This window comes from Halomonas sp. PAMB 3232 (genome assembly GCF_031954225.1).
In the GTDB taxonomy this organism is placed as follows: domain Bacteria; phylum Pseudomonadota; class Gammaproteobacteria; order Pseudomonadales; family Halomonadaceae; genus Vreelandella.
The window spans coordinates 1108203-1131882 of the sequence record NZ_CP134865.1; the positions used below are offsets into that span (position 1 = coordinate 1108203).

Annotated in this window: 17 protein-coding genes; 8 read left to right on the forward strand and 9 right to left on the reverse strand. The window is 63.9% G+C overall.

Features of this window, described 5'->3' with window-relative positions:
- Nucleotides 1–152 precede the first annotated feature (152 nt).
- Nucleotides 153–1214: an SPFH domain-containing protein gene (locus tag RN346_RS05175; RefSeq protein WP_263584678.1), complete on the reverse strand. Its 1062-nt coding sequence runs from the start codon at nt 1212–1214 to the stop codon at nt 153–155.
- Between the two features lie 2 nt (nt 1215–1216).
- On the reverse strand, nt 1217–1708 hold the full coding sequence (locus RN346_RS05180; protein ID WP_263584677.1) for an NfeD family protein: 492 nt from the start codon (nt 1706–1708) through the stop codon (nt 1217–1219).
- A gap of 141 nt (nt 1709–1849) precedes the next feature.
- Here RN346_RS05180 and RN346_RS05185 point away from each other — a divergent pair, with 141 nt between their 5' ends.
- Entirely contained in the window at nt 1850–2560 is a 711-nt protein-coding gene (locus RN346_RS05185) for a trimeric intracellular cation channel family protein (protein ID WP_311962352.1), read from the forward strand.
- A 6-nt stretch (nt 2561–2566) separates the two neighbouring features.
- Here RN346_RS05185 and RN346_RS05190 read toward each other — a convergent pair whose 3' ends face one another.
- Entirely contained in the window at nt 2567–5494 is a 2928-nt protein-coding gene (locus RN346_RS05190) for a hypothetical protein (protein WP_311962353.1), read from the reverse strand.
- A gap of 104 nt (nt 5495–5598) precedes the next feature.
- On the opposite strand from RN346_RS05190, the gene RN346_RS05195 reads away from it, so the two are divergent.
- A complete protein-coding gene (locus tag RN346_RS05195) occupies nt 5599–6306 on the forward strand; it encodes a DUF3581 domain-containing protein (protein WP_263584674.1) in 708 nt (235 codons plus the stop codon).
- 54 nt (nt 6307–6360) lie between these two features.
- Here RN346_RS05195 and RN346_RS05200 read toward each other — a convergent pair whose 3' ends face one another.
- The 3 genes from RN346_RS05200 to RN346_RS05210 are packed head-to-tail and all read right to left on the reverse strand — an operon-like array spanning nt 6361 to nt 13018.
- Nucleotides 6361–7236 carry a transglutaminase family protein gene (locus RN346_RS05200; protein ID WP_311960397.1) on the reverse strand — a complete coding sequence of 292 codons (876 nt, stop codon included), beginning with the start codon at nt 7234–7236 and terminating at the stop codon, nt 6361–6363.
- Entirely contained in the window at nt 7233–9623 is a 2391-nt protein-coding gene (locus tag RN346_RS05205) for a circularly permuted type 2 ATP-grasp protein (RefSeq protein ID WP_311962354.1), read from the reverse strand. The genes RN346_RS05200 and RN346_RS05205 overlap by 4 nt, the downstream gene beginning before the upstream one ends.
- A gap of 41 nt (nt 9624–9664) precedes the next feature.
- A complete protein-coding gene (locus RN346_RS05210; RefSeq protein WP_311962355.1) occupies nt 9665–13018 on the reverse strand; it encodes a transglutaminase family protein in 3354 nt (1117 codons plus the stop codon).
- Between the two features lie 258 nt (nt 13019–13276).
- On the opposite strand from RN346_RS05210, the gene RN346_RS05215 reads away from it, so the two are divergent.
- Nucleotides 13277–14761: a circularly permuted type 2 ATP-grasp protein gene (locus RN346_RS05215; protein ID WP_263584670.1), complete on the forward strand. Its 1485-nt coding sequence runs from the start codon at nt 13277–13279 to the stop codon at nt 14759–14761.
- Nucleotides 14762–14764: 3 nt separating this feature from the next.
- Entirely contained in the window at nt 14765–15766 is a 1002-nt protein-coding gene (locus RN346_RS05220; protein ID WP_263584669.1) for an alpha-E domain-containing protein, read from the forward strand.
- Here RN346_RS05220 and RN346_RS05225 read toward each other — a convergent pair.
- Nucleotides 15763–16917 (reverse strand): putative zinc-binding metallopeptidase, encoded by a 1155-nt coding sequence (locus RN346_RS05225; protein ID WP_311962356.1) that lies wholly within the window; start codon nt 16915–16917, stop codon nt 15763–15765. The genes RN346_RS05220 and RN346_RS05225 overlap by 4 nt on opposite strands.
- 283 nt (nt 16918–17200) lie before the next feature.
- Here RN346_RS05225 and RN346_RS05230 point away from each other — a divergent pair, with 283 nt between their 5' ends.
- Nucleotides 17201–18700, forward strand: coding sequence for a CoA-acylating methylmalonate-semialdehyde dehydrogenase (locus tag RN346_RS05230; protein WP_311960403.1), 1500 nt, complete (start codon nt 17201–17203; stop codon nt 18698–18700).
- A gap of 21 nt (nt 18701–18721) precedes the next feature.
- On the opposite strand, the gene RN346_RS05235 is transcribed toward RN346_RS05230, so the two are convergent.
- Nucleotides 18722–19402 (reverse strand): hypothetical protein, encoded by a 681-nt coding sequence (locus tag RN346_RS05235; RefSeq protein ID WP_263584666.1) that lies wholly within the window; start codon nt 19400–19402, stop codon nt 18722–18724.
- A 165-nt stretch (nt 19403–19567) separates the two neighbouring features.
- Here RN346_RS05235 and corA point away from each other — a divergent pair, with 165 nt between their 5' ends.
- From corA to RN346_RS05250, 3 genes are all read left to right on the forward strand, one after another.
- The gene (gene corA / locus RN346_RS05240; protein ID WP_311960404.1) at nt 19568–20536 is read left to right on the forward strand and encodes a magnesium/cobalt transporter CorA; all 969 of its coding nucleotides are present in this window, start codon (nt 19568–19570) and stop codon (nt 20534–20536) included.
- Between the two features lie 97 nt (nt 20537–20633).
- A complete protein-coding gene (locus RN346_RS05245) occupies nt 20634–21803 on the forward strand; it encodes an alcohol dehydrogenase catalytic domain-containing protein (protein WP_311962357.1) in 1170 nt (389 codons plus the stop codon).
- A 92-nt stretch (nt 21804–21895) separates the two neighbouring features.
- Nucleotides 21896–22942: a proline racemase family protein gene (locus RN346_RS05250; RefSeq protein WP_311960406.1), complete on the forward strand. Its 1047-nt coding sequence runs from the start codon at nt 21896–21898 to the stop codon at nt 22940–22942.
- A 182-nt stretch (nt 22943–23124) separates the two neighbouring features.
- Here the strand turns inward: RN346_RS05250 and arfB are convergent, their stop codons facing one another.
- A complete protein-coding gene (gene arfB, locus RN346_RS05255; RefSeq protein ID WP_263584662.1) occupies nt 23125–23538 on the reverse strand; it encodes an alternative ribosome rescue aminoacyl-tRNA hydrolase ArfB in 414 nt (137 codons plus the stop codon).
- Nucleotides 23539–23680: the final 142 nt, after the last annotated feature.

Below are 23680 nucleotides of genomic sequence, written 5' to 3' on the forward strand. Positions count from 1 at the left end.
GAAAATGTACATAAAAAAGTAATTGAAATGGTGGGGCCAATATACCCCACTTGACGCTACAAAAGCGTTAAATCGGACTTGGGGAGGCGTTCAACGTCAAACGCCGAGCACGGCGGCTCGGCGTTTGAAAAAATGAGGCGAGTGAAAGGCGCTTACTGGCCTGCGGCACCGCCTACCACGCCGCTTTGAAAGGCGTTGTGGCGCGTGCCGCGACCGGCATCGCTTTGGCGCAGATGACTTGCCACGGTGTCTTCCGGGGAGCCCGCCATTTCACGGAACATGCCCATCGAGCCCAGAAGCGCTGAGGACTCATAAGGCACGAACACCCGCTCACCGTCCTTGGCCATGTTGGGCAGCACCTTGATGTAGCTCTGGCCCAGCAGATAGCCAACCACGGTGCGCTTATCATCTTCGCTTTCACCGAGGGCGTTGAGCACCAGCTTGATCGATTCCTGCTCGCCCTGGGCGCGCAGAATCGCCGACTCCTTGTCGCCCTGAGCGTTGAGAATCGCGGACTCGCGCTGGCCCTGGGCCATGGCGATCGCCGCGGACTTCTCGCCCTCGGCCTCGGTCACCGTGGCGCGGCGCTTACGCTCGGCGGCCATCTGCAATCGCATGGCGGACTCCACCTCTTCGGGCATGGCGATGTCCTGCACCTCGACCCTGGAGATCTTCACGCCCCACTTGGAGGCGGGCTCCTCCATCGCCGCCTGGATTTCGTTGTTCACCTCGGCACGAGACTCGAACAGCTTGTCGAGCTCCATCTTGCCCACCACCGAGCGCAGCGTGGTCTTGGCCAGTACCTCGACGGCCTGGCTCATGTTCTCCACTTCGTACACCGCGCGTTTGGGGTCGATGATCTGGAAGTAGAGCGCGCCGTTGATGCGCACCGTGACGTTGTCGGTGGTGACCACTGGCTGGCCGGGGAAGTCCATGACCGTTTCGCGGCGGTCGATGCGGATCTCGTCGGTGGTGATCGCCTGGTACTCGTCGCCGAGCTTACGATAGCGCAGCATGGTGATAGCGCGGGGCTGCTCGATGAAGGGGATGATCACGTTGATGCCGCTTTCCAGCACCCGGTGGAACGAGCCGAGGCGCTCGACCACCATGACCTCGGACTGGCGCACGATCACCAGCCCCTTGGCGATGATCGTGATACCGATGACGACGACGATCAGGCTAATGATCAGACCGGGGCTAATGGGTAGATCCATGTTCAGGGTTCCTTGTACTCGGTGGGTTCTACGGGAGCAGGGGGCGCATCGATATCGCGCGTGACCAGGGCGGTCGTTCCTTCGAAGCGTTCGAACAGCACGACGCTGCCTTCGGGAAGCTCGGTGTCGTTGCTTTCGAGCACGCGCAGGCGGTAGAAGTCGCCATTGACCTTGATACCGGTGGCGCCGTCGAAATCGCGCGTGATGGTGGTGTAACGGTTGCCTTTCTCCACGCCGGTGCCGGTGGTGCCATAGGCCACCCCGCGGGGTGAAAAGCGCGGGCGAATGTACCCAATGCCGACCGGCACTAACACGCCTGAGAAAACGCCCATGCACACCAGCTGCCACGTAAGATCAAGCCCCAGCGCGGTGACCAGCGCCGTGAGCGCGGCGGCTACGCCCAGCGCCAGCAGCAGCATGGCGCCGGAGGTCAGCTCGGCCAGGCTCAAAAGCAGCGCCAGCACGAGCCAGGTGTAGGCAGGGTTCCATTCCATGGGGCGTTCCTCCTGAAGACGCCGCAGCATGACGCAAGCGTCGACGGCGGCCATCCATATGTAATCACGCGAATTGATGCTAGCTTACCGCAATAAGGGGCGCGCGCGCCGTTCGAATGCATCGAATGAAAGGGGAGTCGTGTGTCGGGAGTGGTGTACTGGCTGGATATGACCGGGGTGATCGTCTTTGCGCTGTCCGGCGTGGTGCTGGCGTGTCGCTCGCGGATGGACCCATTCGGCATGCTGGTACTCGCTGCGGTTACCGGCATCGGTGGCGGCACGCTGCGCGATTTGGTGCTCGGCATTCGCCCGGTGTTTTGGGTCAGCGACCCCACCTATCTGTGGGTGATTCTGGCCACGGTGGGCGTGGCACTTTTAGGGTTTCACTACATTCACCGGCTGTCGCGCCGGTTTTTGCCCGTGGCCGATGCCTTCGGGCTTGCGCTATTCGTGGTGATCGGCACGCACAAGGCGCTGCTGCTGGGCACCTCCGCCGTGGTGGCGGTGGTAATGGGGATCATGACCGGCGTGGCCGGCGGCATGCTGCGCGACGTGCTCGCAAGGCGCGTACCGATGGTGCTGCGCGAGGAGATCTACGCCACCGCGGCAATGGTCGGCGGCATCGTCTACGCCGGGCTCTACACTCTGGGCGCGCCGCTCTACGCGACCATCGCCATCTCGCTGGGCGCAACGCTCGGGCTGCGTTTGGCCGCAATTCGCTGGCGCCTGGCGCTGCCGCAGTTCGCTTGGGTGAAGGTGGCGCCTAAAGTCGAGCAAGGCGACAGCGCGCTCTCTACGCCAAAAAAGGCGAAAGAGCGGGTGCGTATGATTCGCCGTCAGCGCCGGCGCTAGCGCCGCTTACGGGCGCGGGTAGCGCTGCGCCTGGCGCCAACGGTCGAACCAGCGTTTGGGTTGTAACAGGCGCAGGCTCGGCTCACCGTCGACGAGCTCGACCCCGAGCCCCAACACCCCCAGGCGTGCGTAGAGCGCGCCGTTGACGCGTTGCTTTTCGAGCGTTATATCCGACAACAGCCAAAGTGACCCGCCAGAGAGCGTCAGGTCATTGAGCGCGATGCGCTCACCGCTCATGGAGAGCTCGGCGCTGCCTTCGATGCCGTGAACGTTCAACAGTCGCCCCAGCCAGTCGTTGTCCCGGGCACGGGCCAAAAACAGCCGCGCCAGCAGGCCGGTGTCGCGCATGCCAAGGCGCAGCGTGCTCGTAAGCTCGACGGGCTCGTCCATGGTCAGGGCGGCATCGATTAGCTCCAGACGCACCCACCAGCCGGCGTCCTGCCGGCCCTCGCCGCTCAAGCGAAACACGTTTTCCAGCTGGATCCAGGAGTCATCGGCGCGAAAGCGGCGGGTCTGCCAGTCGCCTTCGGTCAGCGCCAGGTGCAGCTCGATATCACCGCGCAGGCGCTGCTCCAAAAGCGAAAGCTCCGTTTGAAAGGCGCGCAGCGTGGTCTCGCCTTCCACCCGGTAGCCTTCCAGACGCCATTCGCTTTCTAGACTTGCCTGGCCGCCCAACAGCGTGACGCCGTCGGTGTCCGGAAGGTAGTCGTTGTAGCGGGTGATGTCCGCCACCTCGATCACCGGAAGCTCGACGCGGGTGGTGAAATACTCGGGGGAGGGCGCCTCGCGCGCCTGGCGAAAGCGCGCTGTCTGCGTGGTCAGCGCCAAATGACGCCCGGCGAGCGCCGGGCGGTCGTCGCCTGCGCGGGTCAGTGCAAAACGCGGGATCGAGAGCGTCAGCGAGGCGTCGTCACGGCTTGAAAGCTCGCCGTGAAGCTCCCCCCGGCCGCTCGCGGCGAAATCCAGAAAGCGGGCCTCCAGGTCGTTGGCGTTCACTCGCAGCCGGGTCGGCGGTAACAGCTCGCTCCCGGTAAAAACGGCGTCCAGGAACAGCTCGCCGCTTCCTGCCACGGAAAGCCCCGGGCCCTCGGGCAAAAAGGTGTTCAAAAAGCCGAGCCGCTGGACCTCGCCTTCCAGCGACAGCTCGCCGCTAAGCACGCCGTTCTGGCGGCGAAAGCGCCCCTGTCTGAGCACCAGTACGCTCTCCAGGCGCTCGGCCCGAGCCTCACGACTGGCGACCTGCCAGCGAAGCGATGAGCCGCCGAGATCAAACGCCGAGCCGTCGAGCGTGGCACGCCGAACGTTGAGCATAAGCCGGGCATCGCTTTCAAGCGTTTGGGGTTGGCGCTCGCTTTGCAAGCGGGTAACCCAGCGCTCGCCGGAAAGCGTCAACTCGCCGTCCAGTTGGCCCGCGTCCAGCGAAAGCTGCCCCTGGCTTCTGGCCCGACCGCTGACGAGCTCAAGCGCACCGGGGGTGGGAAGCGCCGCGTTCAGGTAGGGCGTGAGGGCGGCGATGCTGGGAAGCGTGGCGTTTTGCCAGCCAAGCCGAGCGGTGACGTTCTCGATGCTCGGTTGCTCGATCGGGCTTTCCAGGTCCAGAGTGATGTCGCCATCGGCCAGCAGCGTGCGATTTTGGTGGGTCAGCGAGGCATCTTTTAGGGCGAGATGGGCGTCGAGCGGCGCGCCGGGTTCGCGCTCGGCGCTTAGCGTACCGTCGCCCTGGGCGGTGAAATCGTCGTAGGCCGCGCCGAGATTCTGGGCCTGGATATCGAGCCGGCCTCTATAGAGCTCGCTTTGGCGAACGCTTACGCGCAGGCCCAGCCTCCCCTGGCCACTCAGCGCAAGGGCCCCCGGCGTCGAGGGGCGAAGGTAGCGGTCGAGCATGTCCAGGCGCGTGACGCGGCCGTCAAGCTCGAGCTCGGCGCCGCTGGGGGGCGCTAACCGATCCAGGCGCTGGTTGGGAACCGCGGCGGACATCGAAAGCGCGGCCTGTTCGGCGTAGGGGGTGGCGTCGGCCAGCACGACGTCCTCGAGCGCAGCGGCGAAGTGCAGCGCGTTGTCACTGACGTGCAGGCGCACCTGCCCACTGCCCGTCGCGGTGTGCCGCGAAAGCCCAACAGGCTGCGGTGCGCTCGAAAGCGCTGCCGTATCCACCCCCAGTTCGAGCTGTGGGGCGCGCAGCGTCACCTCACTTGCCTCCGACAGCGTACCTTTCTCCATGGCCAAAGCCACCTCCAACGCGCCGCGGCCGGCAAGGCTCAGCCAGGGGAGGGCGTCGAGGTAGGGCATGAAAACGTCCCAGGCATCCGCCCGGGCCGAGGCGTCGACTCTTGCGCTGAGCGCCTCTAAAAGCGCAGGTGTGAGCGAGACGTCGCTCGGCTGACGGGTGAGCAGCGGCGCGAGCGTGCCCTGGGCGTCGAGGGCGATGTCGCGGGCGAGTATCGCGCCATCGCTTGCGCGCACCAGTCGGCCCTGCTCGACTGCTAGCATGAGACGGGCGGCGCTGAGCGTATCGCCGCTGAACGTGGCGTCTTCGAGGCGAAGATTGCCCTCGGCGTTCAGGGCGATATCGCCTACGCGAAAGCGGCGAATGCCGTCGGCCTCGAGCGCCTGGATATGCAGCGTTCCGCGTAGAAGCGCGGGAAGTGAGAGTGAGAGCGTGGCGCGTTCGACGCTGATACTGACCGGGAGCGCCGTGTCCTGACGGGTCAGGGTCAGTTGGTCCACTTCCCAACGGCCGGGGTGCTGGCTGTGAGCGCGCTCCCAGCGCACCTCGACGCCGTCGATTTTCGATAGCCGATTGGCCATCCACTGGCTGTTGAGAAGCAGGGAATTGACCAGCCACCACGCCATCGAAAGTATGATGGCCAGGATCAGGACTATACTCAGTGCCAGCAGTAGCCATCTGGGTAACAGGGTGGTTTTGGGCAACATACGGCTTTTGATAATGGCTCCTTTTGGCGCATGTTTTATGGCATTATGCGCGACAAGGGACTGATATGGGTTTTCGACTTCAACGCTAGGCAGGCAGCAAAGCCATGTTCAAGGATTTTTACACGCAGCGCGGAGATCTCGTGGTGATCTCCGCGGAGCAGGCAAGCCGTTTCGCCAAGGGCGTCGCCGGTGACTACAACCCCATCCATAATCCGGACGCGAGGCGTTTTTGCGTGCCAGGGGATCTTTTGTTCACCCTGGTGCTGGCCAAATTCGGGCTTTCGCGCCACATGGAATTTCGCTTTACCAATATGGTCGCGGCGGACACGCCGCTCAAGTTCAGCGAAGGAGACGACGGCAAGCTCCACGTGTGCGATGAAAGCGGCAAGTGCTACCTGCACGTGACGCGCTCGGGCGAAACGACATTCGAGCCGGACGTGATCGAGAACTTCGCGCGCTGCTATGTGGCCTTTTCGGGCAAGAACTTCCCGCACTACCTGAAACCGCTCATGGAAGAGCACGGGGTGATGTTCAACCCCAAGCGTCCGCTGGTCATCTACGACAGTATGGGCTTTTCGCTGACGCGCCTGGATGGCTTCACGCCGAATCTGGCGCTGACCGACTCTTCCTTGAGCGTTCAGGGCAAACGCGCCGAGGCGCTTTTGGAGTTCGCTATCGAATCCGCCGGCGAATCGGTGGGCGTCGGGTCCAAAAAGCTCGTGGTCAGTGGGCTTTGTGACTACGATGACCATCAGATGTCCGCGATCGTCGACGAGTTTTACCGGCTGAAAGCCGCCTACGAAGCCGCCTGAAATATCGCCAGGCGGCGCTGGCCGCCCGGCGATGGAATCCTCGCCGCGACCGCTCTAGCCGGCGCTGCGCTTGAACGGGATCACGTCGACCTCGACCTCCAGGTGGTGCCCTCCACCGCCGTTCATGACCCCCTTGAGCGGCGCTACATCGAAATAGTCGCGCCCCCAGGCGAGCACCGGGTGGCGCTCGCCGGCCAGCGTTCCGTTGGTCGGGTCCAGCGACAGCCACCCCCACTCCGGGACCCACAGCGCAAGCCAGGCATGCGAGGCGTCGGCGCCCACCAGTCGCGGCTTGCCCGGCGGCGGCTCGGTTTCCAGATAGCCACTGACGTAGCGTGCCGAAAGGCCGATCGAGCGCAGCGCGCCGATCATCAGATGGGCGAAATCCTGACAAACCCCGCGCCGGCTGGCCAGCACTTCGGAAAGCGGCGTGGCGAGCGTGGTGAAGCTCGGGTCGTACTCGAAATGGGCGTGCACGTGGGCGGTCAGCGCCTGGGCCGCCTCGATGATCGGTCGATTAGGCGTGAAGCACTGTTTGGCGAAGGCGGCGAGCGCATCGCTTTTGCGCACGAAGGGCGAGTCCATGCGGTAGAGCTGGGTCTCGAAGCGCGAGTCGGCGTCCAACAGCGTCGCGACCTGCTCCCAGCCGCTCGATGAGGCCGGCAGCGGGCTCATTCCCCAGGTGTTGATCGGTGTGGTGACGGTCACGTCGAGCGTGCGGTGCGGCTCTTCCAGCGCGAAATAGAGTACCCGGTTGCCGAACACGTCGCGCCGCTCGGCCTGATAGTGCGGCGTTGGCGTAATGGTGAGCGTCGAGGCGCCGCACTGCTGATACTGCGCCTTGCGCGGCAGCACCCGCGCCTCGCTATGGCAAAGCGTGACCGGCGCGCCGTAGTGGTAGCGCGTGGTGTGGCGAAGGGTGTATTTCACGGTGCGACCTCTACGCTGACCAGCAGCCGCGCGCGCTCGACGTGACTGAAGTGGCTGTGGCTGATCGCATCGGACAGCGCGTTGAGCGGTGCGAGCAGCTCATCGAGCAGCTGGACGAGCGCCTGCTGAGCTTCCGGGGTGTCGTTGACGTGGCTGAGCCGGTCGATATCCGCCAGGTGCAGCGCGGCGTTGGCCTGAATCAAGAGCCTACGCTCGGCGTTGCGGTAAGGCGTAGCGCTGCCGGGCAACCGCTCGACCTGCTTGTGCAGGCGCTTGAGCATGTAGCCCACCGAGCGCGGGTTGGTTTCGTCGAACAGTAGCAGGTCGATGATCGCCGCCGGGTGAAGCTCGCTTCGGTAGCGCCGTCGGTAGGCGGTGAAGTTGTCGGTGGTGGCCAGCACGACCTCCCATAGCGCCGAACGCCGCTCCGGGCGGGCATTGAGGGTCAGCTTCAACAGCGTCAAAAGCCCCAGCGCCCGGTCCAGAAAGCGGCCGATATCCATGAACCGCCAGCCAAAATGGTGCGGCATGGTCTCGTTGCACAGCCCGAAAAAGCCGGCGAGTTGGGCGAATACCCCTTCGCAGGCGCGCCGCGCGGCGCTGGTATCGATGTTTGGATCGAAGGCGTCGAACTGCTGACGAAGCTGGTGAACGACCCGCCAGGAGTCGTCGCCCAGGTGGTCACGCACGCTGCGCGCGTTGTGTAAAAGCTGCGAAAAAAGCGGCTGCAGCGCGCGCGAGTCGCGCCCGTCGAACTGGGTCAGAAGCGCCGCCCGCTTCGGCCCAAAGCCTTGAGGCGGTGCGGCGTCGGCGCGTTTGGGATCACACAGATCGAGCGCCAGCAAAAGCTCGTCCAGCACCTGGTCGGCGATATCGTCCTGGTCGTACTCCATGAGCCGCATCAGCGCCTCGCGCAAGAGTCGGGCGCGGCTATCGAGGCGCTCGCCGTAGCGCCCCAGCCAGTAGAGGCACTCCGCTACGCGGCTGGGCAAATCTTCGCTGTCGCGAGTGACCACGACCGGGCCGCGCGCCTGCTTGAGCTGACTGACGTGGGGCTGGGCGCTGTCGGCGGTGACCCATACATCCTTGACCACCGGGCTTTGAAGCGACGGCGAGCCCGGCTCGCCGAGCCAGCCAAGCCCGCCGGGCAGTACCTGGTAATCCTCGTCGGTGGCCTTTGGCGCCGTCACGCTTTTGGGCGTGCGTGCCACGAAGCAGCGCAGGTTGAAAGTGGCCGGGCTCAGCGTGGAGAGGGTTTCATCGAACACCGGCATGGTGGCAGAGGCGGTGTCGGCGGTCGCGGCGGTGAGCTTGAGCGGCTCACCCAGCAGGTGCTCGCAAAGCGCGGGCAGATAGCTCGTCAGCGCCTCGCTTTCCAGCACCCCGACGCCCAAAGCGTTGGAGAGCGCTACCCCTTGGGTGCGCGCGGCCTGCAAAAGCCCGGGCACACCGATCGCCGAGTCGCCGTTGAGCTCCAGCGGGTCGCACTCGGCATCCCGGCAGTGGCGCAGCACCACGTCGACAGGCTTGAGCCCGCCAAGGGTTCGAAGCCAGAGCTGGCTTTCTCGCACCACCAGATCCTGCCCCTGGACCAGCGCGATGTTGAGATAGTTGGCAAGATAAGCGTGTTCGAAGTAGCGCGGGCTTTGTGGCCCCGGGCTTAAAAGCACCACGGTGGGGTTGTCGCGATGCTGGTAGGCCAGCACGGTGAGGGTACGGTGGTGGGCGTCGAGAAAGCTCGCCAGGCGCTTGAGCGGCGCGTTGCGATACATCTGCGGCAAAGCGCGGGCCATCAGGATGCGGTTTTCGAGCGCGAATCCGGTGCCCGACGGCGCCTGGAGCCGGTCGCCTACTACTCGCCAGCGGCCGTCACGGTCAAGAATGACGTCGACCCCGTGATAGTTGATCGGCGCGCGATCGGCCGGGTGGGCGCCGTGGGCCGGCAGCAGAAAATCCGTCGAGGCGAGCAGCGCCTGAGTGGGCAAAAGCCCCGCATCGAACAGTGTACGCGGGCCGTAAAGGTCGTGATAGATGGCGTTGAACAGCCGACTTCGCTGCACAAGCCCCGCTTCCAGGGTCTGCCACTGGCCGGGCTGGATCACCCAGGGCAGCGGGTCGAGCCGCCAGGAGCGACCTTGGTGCTCGTCGTGCATGTTGAAAATCACGCCGTTTTCAGCCAGTAGACCCTTCAAATCCTCCTGCTGGCGAAAGCGGCCGGGCGCGCCCAGTGCGTCCAGGCACGAAAGCAGTGCCGGCCAGCCCGGGCGTAGCTGGCCGTGGCGGTCGACCATGGCGTCGAACGGTGCGGGCATTCCCTTGCCTAGCTGTTCAATATATCCCTCGACCAGCCCGATAGCGGTGGGCAAGGGCGTCACAGAGGCGGTCATACAGTGTTCCAAAACGGCGAGTGAGGGTGGATGATAACCCGTTAGCTGGGCCGGCGGCGTAGATCCAGCGTCAGCGGCAGTTCGTGGCTTGGCAACTCCGCGTCGGGCATCTGGAAGCCGTGGGTATGGCCGCCAGGAATGAAGCGCCCCAACCGGCGCGCCTCGGCCTCGAAGGCGTTGACCGGGAAGTGTTCGAAGTTGCGCCCGGTAGGGTGAACCACATGATAGGTGCAGCCTGCCACGCTGCGCTCGTTCCAGGTGTCGATCACATCGAACACCAGCGGCGCGTGAATCGGAATGTGCGGGTGCAGCGCCGACGGTGGCTGCCAGGCACGGTAGCGCACTCCGGCCACCGCTTCACCACTGCGCCCGGTGGCCTTGAGCGGCACGCGACGCCCGTTGCAGGTGACGATATAGCGCTCATCGCTCATGCCGCTGACCTTGACCTCCAGACGCTCGACGGAGGAGTCGACGTAGCGCGCAGTGCCGCCGGCGGTGGCCTCTTCGCCGAGCACGTGCCAGGGCTCGATCGCCTGACGTAGCTCGATGTCGAGCGTCGACGTCGTGAGCCGGCCGTGGACGGGAAAGCGAAACGCCCGAAACGGCTCGAACCAGTCGAGTTCGAAGTGGAAGCCGTGATGGCGCAGATCGCCCAGCACGTCGCTCAAGTCTTCCCACAGGTAGTGAGGTAGCATCCAGCGGTCTTGAAGCGCGCTGCCCCAGCGCACCGGCCGGGCGCGGTAGGGCGCCTTCCAGTGACGAGCGACCAGCGCGCGGATCAGAAGCATCTGCATTAATCCCATGCGCGCATGGGGCGGCATCTCGAAGCCTCGAAGCTCCAAAAGCCCCAGCCGCCCGCTGTCGCTGTCTGGCGAGTAGAGCTTGTCGATGCAGAATTCGGCGCGGTGAGTGTTGCCGGTCAAGTCGGTCAGCAGGTGGCGCAGCAGTCGGTCGACCAGCCAGGGCTGGACCACTTCGCCGACCGGCATTTGAGAAAGGGCGATCTCGAGCTCGTAAAGCGCCTCGTGGCGCGCCTCGTCCACCCGCGGGGCCTGGCTGGTGGGGCCGATGAAGAGCCCGGAGAACAGGTACGAAAGACTCGGGTGGTGCTGCCAGTAGGTGACGAGACTCGCCAGCAGGTCCGGGCGGCGAAGAAACGGCGAGTCGTCCGGGGTAATGCCGCCCAGGGTGACGTGGTTGCCGCCGCCGGTGCCAGTATGGCGGCCGTCGAGCATGAATTTTTCGGTGCCGAGCCGCGACAGGCGCGCCTCTTCATAAAGCCGCTCGGTTTGCGCCACCAGGGTTTGCCAGCTGGCGGCGGGCATGATGTTGACCTCGATCACACCCGGGTCCGGGGTGATCATGAAACTCTCCAGCCGCGGGTCGCGGGGCGGGGCGTAGCCTTCGATCATCACCGGGCAGCCAAGCTCTTTGGCGCACTCCTCGATACTGCCAAGCAGATCCAGGTAGTGCTCCAGGTGCGTCAGCGGCGGCAAAAAGATATGCAGGCGCCCGTCGCGGGGCTCGACACAGAGGCTTGTGTGCACCACGCCCTTGCCGCGGTCCTCCTCGGCGCTGGGCTGCTGCTGCACCGACTCGCCTTCCGGGTGGCTCGAGCTCGTGTGGGTGCTCTGGCCGAAACGCTCGGCGCTGCTAAAGCGGTGTTGCTCGGCGTGACGCCGCGCCACTTCGCCGTGAATGTCGCCGATCTCGGCGCGCGGGGCGAACACCGACTGGGCCTTGGGTTGGTCGTCCGGGTCCGCCCAGGGCAGCGCCGACAGCGGCAGGCGCAGGCCCATGGGCGAATCACCTGGAGTGAGATAAAGGTGATCGCGCTTGATCGGCCAGCGCCCGGTTTCCCAGCGGTGGCTTTGGCTCACCGAGTGGCGAAGGGGCAGGGCGTAGCCCACCACCGCGCCGAGGCCTCGCTCCAGAAGCCGGGCCAGCCGACGCCGCTCGGCGTCGTCTTTCAGGTTCGCCTCGCGCGGGTCGATGTTGACCGGCAACGTCTGCTCTTTCCACAGGTAGTAGTAGGCGTCTTCAAAGGCCGGAATCCAGAAGCGTGGCTCGAGGCCCAGCCGTTCGGCCAGCGCGTGGGTGAAGCTTTTTGCCAGCATCTCGTTGGCGTGAACGCTTGGGGCATCCGCCATGCAGGCGAGCCATTTCGGGTCGCGCCACAGGGGCTTGCCGTCCTTGCGCCAGTAGCAGGCCAGCGCCCAGCGCGGCAGTGGCTCGCCCGGGTACCATTTGCCCTGCTGCTGCTGAACCACACCGCCATCGCTGTAGGCGGCCTGCAGCCGGGTCAAAAGCGCCTCGGCGCGCTCGCGCTTGTGAGCGCCCAGCGCATCAATATTCCACTGCGGACTCTCCATGTCGTCGATCGAGACGAAGGTGGGCTCGCCGCCCATGGTCAGGCGAACGTCCTGTTTTTGCAGCTCGGCGTCTACCTGGTCGCCGAGGGCGACGATGTTCGCCCACTGGGCATCGCTGTAGGGCTTGGTGACCCGGGCGTCTTCGTGAATGCGTTCGACGCGCATCTCGACGTCGAAGCTGACCTCACACTTCTCCGAGAACCCGGTGATCGCCGCTGCGCTTCCGGTGGTGGGCGTGGCCGCCAGCGGTATGTGACCTTCGCCGGCGAACAGGCCCGAGGTCGGGTCGAGTCCGACCCAGCCCGCACCGGGCAGAAAGACCTCGGTCCAGGCGTGCAGGTCGGTAAAATCCACCTCGGTGCCGCTGGGCCCGTCATCCAGCGCCTTGACGTCCGGCACCAGCTGGATCAAGTAGCCCGAAACGAAACGCGCCGCCAGGCCCAGATGGCGAAAGATCTGCACCAGAAGCCAGGCGCTGTCGCGACACGAACCGCTGCCCAGCGTCAGCGTCTCTTCACAGCTTTGCACTCCAGGCTCCATACGCACCAGGTAGCTGATGTCGCGCTGCAAGCGCTGGTTGATCGCGACCAGAAAATCCACCGTGGTGATCGGCGTTTTATCCACCTCGCTCAGCCATTGGGCAAGCTTTGGCCCCGGCGCTTCTGCCTCGAGGTAGGGGCCAAGCTCACCCTTGAGCCCATCCGGGTAGACGAAAGGCGCGGTTTGCGCGATGTCGTCCAAAAAGAAGTCGAAGGGGTTGATCACCGTCATGGGGGCGATGAGTTCGACGGCGATGGTGAGTTCGCGCCGTGGCGTGGGAAACACGACCCGCGCGTTGAAGTTGCCGAAGGGGTCCTGCTGCCAGTTGACGAAGTGATCGTCGCCGGAGATGTCCAGCGAGTACGCCTCGATGTGGGTACGACAGTGCGGTGCCGGACGCAGGCGAATCACGTGGGGTGAAAGCGCCACCGCGCGATCGAAGCGGTAGGTGGTACGGTGGTGCAAGGCAACGCGAATGGTCATGGGCCACCCTTGGTTGAAGCGAAGTTCGATGGAGTCGCCCAGGCCCTGACACCGGCACCGCGGCGGATCATCGCTGAATGAAGTGAAGTATCGCCCTGGGTCGCTTTTTTTGCAGCACTATTTGCGTTGAATGTTTCATACGTTGTCTAGAGTTGAATAACGTTTACAGAGCGTTACCCGATAGAGTGCGATTAAAAAAGAAGGATCTAAACTGAAGCTATCGGACCCGTGGTCCTTCGCTGCGCCAGGAGAGCGCCCATGAGCCAAGTGAACTGGAATCATTACCCCTGTCGAGACTTTTTCGACGAGCTCATCGCCGCCCCGGGCCAACCCCGCGCCTCGGCGCTCGAGCTTTGCAACATGCTCGCCCGCTTCAGCGCCGATGAACTCGCCGAGCGCAAGACCGCCGCCGAAATCGCCATTCGTACCATGGGTATTACCTTCACGGTGTATTCCGAAGGCGCGATGATCGACCGCGCCTGGCCCTTCGATATCGTGCCGCGCATCATTTCGGCCAGTGAATGGCGCAAGACCGAGGCCGGGCTCAAGCAGCGCGTGCAGGCGTTGAATCTGTTCATCGACGATCTCTACCACGACCAGAAGGTGGTCAAGGATAAGGTGCTGCCGGCGGAGGTGCTGGCGCAGTCGGTCAATTTTCGCCCGCAGTGTGTGGGCATCAACCCGCCCCATAAGGTGTGGGCCCATATCTGCGGCTCGGACCTGGTGCGTGGGGGCGACGGCACGCTCTACGTGCTGGAGGATAACCTGCGTATTCCTTCCGGCGTCTCCTACATGCTCGAAAACCGCAACGTCACCAAGCGCGTGCTGCCGGAGCTTTTCGCCTCGAACAAGATTTTGCCGGTGGATGACTACGTCGCCCAGCTCTACGACATGCTGGCGGCGATGTCGCCGCGCCCCGGCGACGACCCGCAGGTGGTCGTACTCACCCCGGGTATCTACAACTCCGCCTACTTCGAGCACGCCTACCTCGCCCAGCAGATGGGCGTGGAGCTGGTTCAGGGCAGCGACTTGCTGGTCGACGACAAGGACGTGGTCTACATGCGCACGGTGGAAGGACGTCGCCGAGTGGATGTGATCTATCGTCGAGTCGATGACGAGTTCCTCGACCCGGAGGTCTTCAACCCGGAATCGACGCTCGGCGTGGCCGGACTGATGCGTGCCTGGCGGGCGGGTAACGTGGCGCTGGCCAACGCCCCGGGCGCCGGCGTCGCCGACGACAAGGTAGTCTACGCCTTCGTGCCGGAGCTTATTCGTTACTATTTGGACGAGGAGCCGCTTCTGCCCAACGTGCCGAGCTATCTGTGCATGTTCGACAAGGACCGTGACTACGTGCTCGAGCATCTGGACGAGCTAGTGGTCAAGCCGGCCAACGAGTCCGGCGGCTACGGCATGCTGATCGGCCCGCGCTCGACCAAAGAGACGCGCGAGGAGTTCGCCGAGCTGATTCGCGCCAATCCGCGCAACTACATGGCGCAGCCAACGCTTGCACTGTCCACCACGCCGACGCTTGCCGGCGGGCTTCCGCAGCCGCGCCACGTCGACCTGCGCCCCTTCATTCTTTCCGGCCCGGACATCCACGTGACCACCGGGGGGCTTACGCGGGTCGCGCTGGTGGAAGGGTCGCTCGTGGTCAACTCTTCCCAGGGCGGGGGGAGCAAGGACACCTGGATCGTCGAGGTCGACGAGCTCGACCCGGCCCACGCCGATCAAAAGGGGGACTGAGCCATGCTGTCACGGGTCGCTGAAAATCTTTACTGGATGGCGCGCTACATCGAGCGCGCCGAGGATACCGCGAGGCTTTTGAGCGTCAACAGCCACCTGATGCTCGACTTGCCGCGCAACCTGCCGCTGGGCTGGGCGCCATTGATCGAAATGACCGGCACGCTCGAGCAGTACCGCGCGCGTTTCGATCACTTCGACGAGCAGGCGGTGGTGCATTTTCTCTGCGCCGATACCGAAAACCCAAGCTCCATTCTTGCCGCGCTTGCCAGCGCCCGCGAGAATCTGCGCACCACCCGCGACGTGGTGCCGCGCGAGATCTGGGAAGAGGTGAATCATCTGTATCTGAGCGTGGCGGATCACGCCGAAAACGGCGTCAGCCCGCGCCGGCGTGACACCTTTTTGAAAAACGTGATTCGCAGCTGTCAGACCCTGACCGGGCTGATCGAAGGCACGCTAAGCTACGGCCCGGCGCGCACCTTCATCCAGCTGGGCCGCCAGCTCGAGCGCGCCGACATGACGACGCGAATTCTCGACGTGCGTTCGGCGAGCCTGCTGCCGCAAAACCCGGAGGAGCTTCTGCCCTTCGAAAACCTGCAGTGGATGAGCGTGCTCAAATCCCTGACCGCCTATCAGATGTATCGCCAGCAGGTACGCCTGCGCGTGCGTGGCCCGGACGTGCTGCGCTTTCTGCTTCAGGATAGCCATTTGCCGCGAGCGATCGCCTGCAGCCTGGAGATCCTGGCCCACGAGCTTCAGTGGCTGCCGCGCCAGGACCGGGTGGTGGCGACGGTATCGCTGGTGCGTGCGGACGTGGTCGACGCCGACATCCAGGCGCTCGCCCATTCACCGAGCAAGCTGCACGCGTTCGTCGACGAGCTGCAGGTGGGCTTCGCCAAAATCCACGACACGCTCAGCACCACCTACTTCGTCAACAGCGAAGACGTTCCCCGCGTCACGCAAAGCCAGTCGCAGAGCAGCTTCAGCGGGGAACAGGATAACGACTAGTCATCAAGCGGCGCGCTCTCCTTGGTGCCTGCGCGCGCAATCAGCGTGTGCAGGTAGTCGAGCTTTTCACGCACCGGCGGGGCGAGAACCGCCGGGGCCAGATCCAAAAGCCCCATGTCTCGATTGAGTTCGTTCACGGCCTGGCCCACCTGGTGATAGGCCAGCAGCATGCTGTCCAGCGTACCGTCGTACTCGGCGCGGGAGAGGCCGATGTGCAGCGCCGTATCGAGTACCGACACCATATCCAGGTAGTAGGCGAAGCTTTCGGCGAAATCCTCCCAGGCATGCATGGTGGAGTAGGCGGAAATATGGCGCTCGGCCCAGTCTTGCGGCGCACCCTGCTGGTAGTACTGCTCCAACGCTTCACTGTAGGTCGGGTTGTCGTGATCGCCAAAGACCGCCTTGCACGCCTGCTCGTCCTGATCCTTGACCAGTAGATCCCAGTAGTAGTGGCCCACTTCGTGACGGAAATGGCCGATCAGCGTGCGGTGGGATTCGTTCATGTCCACCCGCAGGCGCTCGCGCTCGACCGCGTCCGCCTCTTTGACGTTGATGGTGATCAGCCCGTTGGCATGGCCGGTGTACACCTTCTGCTGGCCCGCCACCGAGCGCCAGAGCCCCTGGTCGGGCAGGGCGTCGGCCATGAACGAAAAGCGCAGCGGCACGTGGCTCTCCTGGGGCGTGGCGCCGTGAGGCAGCTTCAATAGATCCAGCGTGTAGAAAAGCCGCCGTTTGGCCGCCTCCAGCGCGGCCCAGCGCTCGCGGCTGCCCTCGACGCTCAGATCCGGAATCATGTCGTTGTGGCGACAGCAGTCACACAGCGGGTCGCTGCCGAGTACGTCGATACCGGTGGTATCGGCGCTTGAAGTGTGGCTCGTGAAGCCGTTATCGGATGCCTGATCCATCGGCGCATCCTCTACCGTGGCCGTCACCACCATGCGATTACATACGTTCTCGACGGCGTAGTTGTGGCACTTGGTCAGGTGCGCGTCGCAGCCGGCGGTCGTGCACTGATAGCCGCCCTGCTCGAGCGGGTCGAGCGCCACGATGGCGCGGCACGACGGGCACCAGCCCACCTCGGATTCGCAGGCCACACAGCGCGTATTTTCGAAAAACAGCGGATTACCACAGCCACAGCTAAAGGTCTGCATGAGTACCTCCTGGTAACGACCTTTGACCCTTTTCCCTGCGCCAGGATGACGTCCTTTTACACAGCGCAGAGTACTGCTTGCAAAGCGTACGGCGTACTTCGCAATTAGTGCCTCGCAAAGCAGTACCTCGCAGCATAGTCCGGCCCGCGTAAAGCCGCTACGGCGTGGAGTTGGCCCCACCCGGACGCTCAAGGCCAATTGACGTTTACGTCAACTTGCTGCTATATCTTGGCCGGTACGCTTACCTTCGATAAAGCAATAATAAAAGCCAAGGAGAGACGCTGTGGCTCTACGCGATATCCCCCTGTACATCGATGGCGCCGCCGTCACCTCGCAAAGCAGCGAGTGGCGCGACGTGGTCAACCCGGCGACCCAACAGGTCGTGGCCCGCGTGCCGTTTTGCACTAATGATGAGGTCGAGCGCGCCATCGAAAGCGCGCAACGGGCTTTTCCCGAGTGGCGTAAAACGCCGCTGAACAAGCGCATGCGCATCATGATGAAGCTCGCCGCGCTGATCCGCGAGCACACCGGTGAGCTTGCCGCGCTGATCACCGAGGAGCACGGCAAGACCCTGCCGGACGCCGAAGGCGAGGTTGGTCGCGGGCTCGAGGTGGTCGAGCACGCCTGTTCGATCACCTCGCTTCAGCTGGGCGAGCTTGCCGAGAACGCGGCCAATGACGTGGATGTCTACACCATGCACCAGCCGCTCGGGGTCGGCGCGGGCATTACCGCGTTCAACTTTCCGATCATGCTGCCGTGCTTCATGTTTCCGCTGGCGATCGCCACCGGCAATACCTTCGTTTTGAAGCCGTCCGAACAGGACCCGAGCTCTACCATGCGCCTGGTCGAGCTCGCCCATGAGGCCGGCGTGCCGCCGGGCGTACTCAACGTGGTGCACGGCGGGCCGGAGGTGGCCAATTTGATCGCCGATCATCCGGGCATCAAGGCGCTGTCGTTCATCGGCTCGTCTCACGTGGGCGGGCTTTTGTACGAGCGCGCGGCGAAGGCGGGCAAGCGTATGCAAGCGATGATGGGGGCGAAAAATCACTGCGTGGTGATGCCCGACGCCAACAAGAGTCAGGCGATCAATAGCTTATTGGGCTCTGCCTTCGGCGCGGCGGGCCAGCGCTGCATGGCCAACTCGGTGGTGGTGCTGGTAGGCGAGGCCCAGGCCTGGCTCGACGAGCTCGTCGAGGGTGCGCGCAACATGCGCGTCGGCCCCGGTACCCAGCGCGACGCGGATCTTGGCCCACTGGTATCGCCCCAGGCAAAAGCGCGGGTCGAAGGGCTGATCGAGCAGGGCGAGCGAGAAGGCGCCGCGCTCAAACTCGACGGGCGCGGTTACGCGGTGGAAGGTTACCCGGAAGGCAACTTCGTCGGGCCGACGCTCTTTTCGGACGTGACCGCAGCGATGCGTATCTATCAGGAAGAGATTTTTGGGCCGGTGCTGTGCGTGGTCAACGTGGCCACATTGGAGGAGGCGATTGCGTTCATCAACGCCAACCCCAATGGCAACGGCACCTCGATCTTCACCAGCTCCGGCTGGGTGGCCCGGCGCTTTGAAACCGATATCGACGTCGGTCAGATCGGCATCAACGTGCCGATCCCGGTGCCGGTGGCGTACTTTAGCTTCACCGGCTCCAGGGGCTCGAAACTCGGCGATCTGGGCCCCAACGGTAAACAGGCGATCGCGTTCTGGACGCAGACCAAGACCGTCACCGCCCGCTGGTTCGAGCCGGAAAATGTCTCCGGCGGTATCAACAGCACCATTGCGCTTGGCTGACGTCTACCGGACAAGACACGCTCAATCGTCTGCCAGCGGCAGACACAGCTCGAAAAGCCGCTCGATCTGATCGAGTTGGCTTTCGTGCAGAACCAGCAGCGTTTTAGCGCTCTGCGCCCCATCCTTTGGTGGGACGAGCAGCGCGAACTCTCCCTCCTCGAGATGAAATTCGTGAATCTCACGCGCGCCCTGCGCCGTTTGGCACAGCGAGCAGCGGTAGCTGTCGTCTTCGCCGTAGACCAGGCGGTGGTACATCTTGAACTGCGTATAAAGCGCCAGCCCGCCTTCGAACGCCGTCCAGCGCGCCGGCGCCCGCTCGATGTGAGGCTCCAGAGTGACGCCCTGCTGCCGGGCACGGGTCAGCGCCTCGGCCAGCGGCTCGGCCAGCAGGGCGCCGGCGTTCGAGGCCGCGGGAGGTTGGTCGCCCTGAAAGCCGCTCGCCGCCGCGCGAAAATCGTCGAGCGAGGCCAGGGGATAGTCGATATGGGCGAGCGCTGCCGGGTCGTCGTTGCCGTTTTCCCAGCCGTGGACGATTCGAAGCGTTACCAACCCGCGGGCGATGGGCCTGGCGAGCAGCACGTAGAGCGCGACCTTGATATGCAGCTCGCGTTCGGGCGTATCGTTGTCGAAGGCACGGTAGGGGTCGGCAAACAGGGCGTGCAGCCGGCCGTGTACATGTTCCTTGGCCTCGGTCTGATTCATGGCGTTTCCTCGCGGTGAGCGTTTGGTCTAAAAGTATGGCTTTTTGACCGGATTGGCATTAATTATTGCCGGTCGCGTTAACCCTTCAATTCAACGTAGACTAAAGTATTCAGCCTTTAGCGCCCGCAGCGGCACGGTTTTAAACGTTTTAAGGAAGACCAGGCGATGATTCGCACCATGTTAACCACGCCGGGCAGCGCGCTTTTGGTCGGCGGCGAAGAGCTCATCGAGCAGTGGCGCAGCACCCCGGACAGCCATATCTGGATCGATCTTCAGGGCGAACCCCAGGAGGTCGAGCGCGAACTGCTGGAGCGCTTCGAGTGCCACCCGCTGGCCATTCAGGACGCCCACAAGGATCGCCATCCGCCGAAGATCGAGGAGTTCGAGCACCATACGCTGATCATCTACCGCGGCATTTCATCCTTCGATGCCGAGCTCAACTTCGTGCCTCAGCAGATCGCGTTTTTCATCGGCGAGCGGTTCTTGATCACGCTGCATCCGGGCGAGGCGATGAGTATCGAGCGGCTTTTCAACGCTCAGGGCCATGCGCTTTTGGCGCAGTCGCCGGAGCGCGCGGCGCTCAGAGTGATGTACACCTCGGCCGGGTATTACAGCGACAGCCTGCTGGAGTTCGAGACTGCGCTGAGCGACCTGGAAGACGCGCTGTTGGAAGACGGCAACGATGTGCTGATGCGCAAGATCATCAGCTACCGCTCAAAGCTGGTCAAAATGCGGCGCATCTTCAGCTACCACAAGGGCATCACTCAGGAGCTGACCGCCTACGACTACGAGCACCTGCCGCGGGATCAAAGCGAAACCCTGCACGCGATCAACGACGTGGCCGAGCGCTTCGAGCGCCTCTACACCCTGACGCAGATGTACTACGACATTTGCGGCGACCTGGTCGACGGCTATATCTCGATCTCCTCGCACCAGCTGAACATCACCATGCGCATACTGACGGTGATCACCGCGATTTTCGTGCCGCTGACCTTTATCGCCGGCATCTACGGCATGAACTTCGAGAACATGCCGGAGCTTGGCTGGCGCTACGGCTACTTCTTCGTCTGGGCGCTGATGCTCTTCATCGCCGGCATGCTGGTGTGGTATTTCCAACGCAAGAAGTGGTTTTGACCTGCGTTAAATAATGGCCCGGCCGGGGGATTGAGCGGGGTGGAAAGTTTGATATGGTCATTCAAACCCACGCAAGCACCGAGACAGGAGACCTTTTATGGTCAACGCGCGCTCAACCGTCCCCGACACCATGGCTGCGATGCTCTTGACCGGGCACGGCGATGTCGAAAAGCTCGTGTACCGCGAGGACGTCACGACCCCGCGCCCGGGCCCCGGCCAGGTGCTGGTGCAGGTCACCGCCACGGCCAAGAACAACACCGACCGCAAGGCGCGTGAAGGCCTCTACCCGACCAGGGGCAAGGAGGAAGTGACCTCCTTTGCCATGGGCGGGACGCCGACGCTGACCTTTCCGCGTATTCAGGGCGCGGATGTTGCCGGCCGGGTGGTGGCCGTGGGCGACGGTGTCAGCGAGGCGCGCCTTGGCGAGCGCGGGCTTTTGGATTTCAACCTCTACCCGGACGCCCGCGCCGACATCAACCTGGCGCCGGACTACTACGGCCACGGCGCCGACGGCGGCTTTGCCGAGTACGTTGCCGTCCCTTCCGATCAGTTCTATCCCATTTCGAACCCGGCGCTTGCCGACGCCGAGCTTGCCGCCATGGGCATGTGCTCCTATCAGACCGCCTATCACATGATGACCGCCGCCGGCGTGCGCGCGGGTGAGCGCGTGCTGGTCAGCGGCGCCAGCGGCGGCGTGGGCACTGCGCTGATTCAGCTCTGCCGGGTCATCGGCGCGGTGCCCTTCGCCGTTAGCCAGCCGGACAAGGCGCAGGCGCTTTTGGCGCTCGGCGCCGAGGCGGTGATCGACCGAAGCGGTCTCGACGCTTTCGTCGAGCGCGTGCTCGAGGCCACCGGCGGTGCGCCGATCGATGCGGTGATGGATCTGGTCGGTGGCGAGATGACCGACCGGTTCATCGACACCATGATCGCGGACATGAGCGCGCGCACCACCTACCCCAGGCTCTCGATCGCCGGCGCCAGCGGCGGTAACGTGAGCGAGATCATGTGGACGCGTATCTATCTCTATCAGGTGCAGATCTTCGGCGTCTCCCACGGCACCCGGGAGGAGGCGGCGAAGCTCATGGCCTGGATCGACAGCGGCGCGCTCAAGCCGGTGCTGCACGCCGCGTTCAAACTCTCGAAGCTTCACGACGCCGAGCGCTACTTCGTCAGCCGTGGCAGCGACTACCTCGGCAAGGTCGTGATCGTGCCCGACGCCCAGTGGGACGCCCACGGGGCGGCCTACGCGCTCGATCGAGAGTTTTGATTTTGAAAGTAACGACGTCGAAGGTAACGACGTCAAAAGCAACGACGTTCGATCACCTCTCTCATGTCTTTACTCACTGACCGGAGCCGCCCGTGAACAATCGCCACACCCTGGAGCTGATGGACACCCACGCCGGCGGCGACGTTAGCCGGATCGTTACCGGCGGCATCGATGCGCTGCCCGGCGACACCGTACGCGCGCAGATGGAGTACCTGCGCGACGACGCCGACGGACTTCGCCGGCTACTTTTGGGTGAACCCTACGGCATTCCCGAGATGTCGGTGGATCTGATCGTGCCCGCCACGCACCCGGAGGCGGCGGCGGGCTACATCATCATGGAGGTGATGGGCTACCCCATCTATTCCGGCTCGAACACGCTGTGTACTGCCACGGCGGTGCTCGAAAGCGGTTTGGTGCCCAAACGCGAAGGCATCCAGCGCTTCAAGCTCGAGGCCCCGGCGGGGCTCGTTCAGATCGAGGCGCTGGTTCGGGACGGTGTGGTGGAGTGGGTCACCTGTGAGGGGCTGCCAAGCTATATCGATACCTACCGCGAGACCATTGCCGTGCCGGGCATCGGCGAGGTGACGTTTTCGATCGCTTACAGCGGCGGCTTCTACGCGCTGGTCGACGCCGAGGCGCTCGGCTTTCGACTGGTGCGCGACGAGGAGGCCGCACTGGCTGCCTGCGCCTACAAGATCGTCGAGGCGATCAAGGCCAAGCGCGGCTTCTCCCACTACACATTGGGCGACGTGGGGCCGCTACCCTTTCTGCACTTCATGGGGCCCGAAGAGCCGGTCGCCGACGACTACATCCGCTCGCGCTCGACGACCTACGTGCACCCCGGCGTGATTTGCCGAAGCACCACCGGCACCGGCACGTCGGCCAGGCTTGCGCTGATGAACTACGAGGGGCGGCTCAACGTGGGCGACAGGCTCGAGACGGTGTCGCTGCGCGAAACCGGCTTCATCGGCACCTTTACCGGCACGCATCAGGAGGGGGCGTATCAGGTGGTCGAGAACACCATCACCGGGCGCAGCTACGTGCTGGCCGAGTCGCGCATCGTGATCAACTGCGACGACCCCATGGTGGCCTGTGGCGAGCTGCATCACATCCTGAGCGACCGGCATTGCGGCCAGTGAATCGGCCACATCGCCTTTTGCGGTGATCGCCCTGGGTGGGCTCGCAAGCCACCCGGGGCGGGGGCGCTGTAAATACCTCCCTGTACGCTACTTTCGCCTTCCCTGGCGAAAGACCCCCGCCCCGGGTCACTTGCCAGCGCCGGTGTCGTGGCGCGCCACTATCCTTCGAGATCCAAAGCGCGTTAGTGCGACACCTTTCCCCGCAGCGATTTGATCGCGCCCTTGCGCGTCTTGTTGTCCACCCGGCGGCGTTTGGCGCCCTTGCTCGGTTTGGTGGGGCGGCGCGCCTTGCGCGGCGTGACCGCCTCGAGAATCAATGCCTTGAGCCGGTGTAGCGCATCTTCCTTGTTGAGCTCCAGCGTGCGGTGGCTTTGGGCCTTGATGATGATCACGCCCTCCTTGCTGATGCGCTGATCCGAGTACGCCATCAGCCGCTCCTTGTAGATCGCCGGCAAGGTCGAGCTTTGGATATCGAAGCGTAGATGCACCGCAGAGGCGACCTTGTTGACGTTCTGCCCGCCGGCGCCCTGAGCGCGAATCTGGGTAAGGGTGATCTCCCAGTCCGCAAGCGTCACGTTGTTGGAAAGCGTCAGCATGAAGGCTCCCTGAATCGTTCATTGATATGGGTCCATTGATACAGGTCCATGGATACAGGTCCATGGATACAGGTCCATTAAAACACAGTCGCTGGGTCGGATTATTCGCGGCTCACGATCACCTGCTATCTTGAAACGTTTC